This window comes from Streptomyces sp. NPDC057271, from assembly GCF_042668715.1.
GTDB lineage: Bacteria > Actinomycetota > Actinomycetes > Streptomycetales > Streptomycetaceae > Streptomyces.
Genome location: NZ_JBHUYJ010000230.1, coordinates 1 through 2324 on the forward strand (window position 1 = coordinate 1; position 2324 = coordinate 2324).

The 2324-nt window shown below is 68.9% G+C and carries 1 protein-coding gene and 2 pseudogenes; all 3 read right to left on the reverse strand.

The genetic code is table 11. The features are described from left to right. Positions 1-83: 83 nt before the first annotated feature. On the reverse strand, positions 84-1445 hold the full coding sequence (locus tag ACFUJR_RS39125; protein ID WP_383181618.1) for an alkaline phosphatase family protein: 1362 nt from the start codon (positions 1443-1445) through the stop codon (positions 84-86). A 145-nt stretch (positions 1446-1590) separates the two neighbouring features. Then, positions 1591-2232, reverse strand: a pseudogene (locus ACFUJR_RS39130) (extracellular solute-binding protein); the annotation flags it as partial. 11 nt (positions 2233-2243) lie between these two features. Further along, a pseudogene (locus tag ACFUJR_RS39135) lies at positions 2244-2324 on the reverse strand (transposase); the annotation flags it as partial.

A 2324-nucleotide genomic window follows, 5' to 3' on the forward strand; every position in this document is an offset into this window, starting at 1 on the left:
GACACAGAGCACTCCGGCGCTCCGCGCCTCCGGTCCAAGGATGGCCTTCACCCCCGCCCTGAAGGGCGGAGCACTGGCCAAGATCAGAGGTAGAAGGTGGTGAAGTCGAGGGTCGTCCGCGTCTTGCCGGAGACGCTGTACGCGGGGGTGACCAGCGTCGAGTCGTACGTACCGGAGAACGACCTGTCGGACCACTCGTCGGAGTCGGCGACGGCGAAGACGCCCCGGGCGCGGACGTTCAGCTCGCGGGACTGGCCGGCTTGCGTGCGGGACCAGAACTCGTCCGTCGCGAAGGCCCACCCGCGCCACTCGGCCATGCCGCCGGTGCCCATGGCGTTGTTGATCACGGACCAGCCGCTGGGTGCGGTGTGGGTGAACCCGAGGACTCCGGCGGGGATGCCGGACTCGTCCACGCGGCCGCCGAGGGAGGAGTGCAGCGCGTCGAAGGGGTCGGTGGAGCGCTGCTGGATCGGCTTGCCGTCCAGGCCCCAGGACGCGTCGGGGACGATACCGAGCTGGTGGAAGACGGTGGCGGCGACGTCGACGAGTCGGGTGTCGATGGGGCGGGCGCCCGCGGCGATGCCCGGGCCCTGGGCCAGGACGAAGGTGCGGCGCTCCTCGATGGCGGAGCCGCCGTGGCCGCCGCGGTCGGTGTGGCCGTGGTCGGTGGTGACGATGACGGTCCAGCGCTCGGAGGCGTACGCCGGGCGGGCCTTGATCGCGGCGAGGAGACGGCCGAGGTAGCCGTCCTGGACGGCGATGGCGTCGAGGTACTTCCGGCTGGCGGCGCCGTAGGAGTGGCCGATCGCGTCGGTCTCGCCGAAGTAGACGAAGAGGACGTCCGGGTTCTGGTTGCGGAGGATGTCCTCCGTGGCGTCCGTGATGATCTTGTCGTTGACGGCGTAGTCGTTGTCGCGGACGAGCTTGGCGTCGGCGCCGGGGGTGACCGTGCCGTGCGTGTCGAGCTCGGGCCAGTCGACGGCGGCGAAGAGCGAGAGGTCGGGGCGGACCTGGTTCAACCGGGCGAGGAATCCCGGGTACTCGGCGTAGTTCTTGCCGATGAAGGTGTTGTCCTTCACGCCGTGCTTGTCGGGCCAGACTCCGGTGGAGATGGTCGACCAGCCGGGGCCGGAGGAGGTGGCGGCCATCGGGTTGGCGTAGAGCAGGGACAGGCCGTACGTGCCGTTCGCCATCAGGGACTTCATCGTCGGCGCGTCGGCGGCGTCGATCCGGTCGTACCGCAGTCCGTCCATGCCGACGACGAGCACCTTGTCCTTGCTGGTGCCGTTCGGGAGCGTGGGGGCTGCGGCGCCGGCGGCTCGGGCGGCCGGCGCGGCGGCGACGGTGCCCGCGGCGGCGAGGGCGGCGGTGGTACCGGCGGCGGCGAGCACGGCGCGGCGGGAGACGTCGGTGGACAGGTCGGTGGATATGCCGGTGATCGGCATCTGGATCCTCCGTGGAGAGGGAGAAGAAGGGGCGAGGACACGCCAACGCCCCCGATTCCTCGGGGGCGTTGGTCCGTACCCGTTATCTTTCCGCTACATGCGGAGGGATTCCAGGGCCGTGCGGTGAACTCTTGGAGGCCCGCGGTCAGCTTCCGGTTGCCGTCTTCCAGGCGTCGACGTACGTGGTCAGGTTCTCGTCGATGTCGGCCCAGTCGGGCTCGAAGATCTCGACGCCCTCGATCAGCTCGGCCAGCTCGATCGCGTTGGTGTCGGTCGTCTTGATGTCCTTACGGGCCGGAAAGCCCCCGCCGATCGAGCTGACCTCGCGCTGGGCCTGCTCGCCGAGCATGAAGTCGAGCAGCTTCCTGCCGTTCTCGGCGTGTGGGGCCTTGTCGACGAGGCCGGCGGCGTACGGCAGCGCGAAGGTGGTCGGCCTGGCACCTTCCTTGGCCGGGAACCAGATGGCGAGGTTCGGCATGGACTTCGACTGGGCGAAGTTCATCTGGACGTCGCCGTTGGCGACGAGGATCTCACCCTTGTCGACCTTGGGGGCGAGCTTGGAGGTGGAGGAGGACGGGCCGACGTTGTTGGCCTGGAGCTTCTTCAGGTACTCCATCGCAGGCGCCTGGCCGCCGAAGTCGTTCATCGCCTTGATCACGACGGCCGTGCCGTCACCCGCGACACCGGGGGTCGAGTACTGCAGCTTGTTCCTGAACCTCCCGTCGAGCAGCTCCTCCCAGGTCTTGGGGGCCTCCTTCAGCTGCTGCTTGTTGTAGATGAAGCCGAACTAGTGCCGCATCAGGCAACGTTCGCCCTGTCGACGACGGCGCGTAGGTGCCGGTCGTCGGCGTGGCGGTTTCGCCAGATGATGTAGCGGCG